The organism is Neisseria flavescens (genome assembly GCF_001618065.1).
GTDB classification, from domain to species: domain Bacteria; phylum Pseudomonadota; class Gammaproteobacteria; order Burkholderiales; family Neisseriaceae; genus Neisseria; species Neisseria flavescens_A.
In genome coordinates, this window is the sequence record NZ_LAEI01000066.1 from 1 (window position 1) to 359 (window position 359).

General features: G+C 49.9%; 1 protein-coding gene. It reads left to right on the forward strand.

All coding sequences use genetic code 11. The features are described 5' to 3' along the window. Window positions 1–111: 111 nt before the first annotated feature. Window positions 112–359: SDR family NAD(P)-dependent oxidoreductase (locus TW89_RS10445; protein WP_128581394.1), on the forward strand; the 248-nt coding region annotated here is incomplete at its 3' end.

Sequence of the window (359 nt, forward strand, 5' to 3'; positions counted from 1 at the left end):
ATGATATGATTATCGTTAAATTTAGAATCGGCCGGCCGAATTTCAGGCCGTCTGATAAGGCGTTATCATACCTTAAACCCAAGTCTGAAACGAGTACAGAAAGGAAGCGATATGGCAATTTTGATTACCGGGGCATCGGCGGGATTCGGCGCGGCAATGTGCCGTACTTTTGTTGCGGCAGGCTATCATGTCATCGGCGCGGCACGGCGCGAAGACAAATTGCAGCAGTTGGCTGAGGAATTGGGCGAGCAGTTTTACCCTTTGGAAATGGATGTTTCGCGCACGGAGTCGATTCAAAACGCTTTAAACAGCCTGCCCGAGCATTTAGCTGAAATCGATTGCCTGATCAACAACGCCGG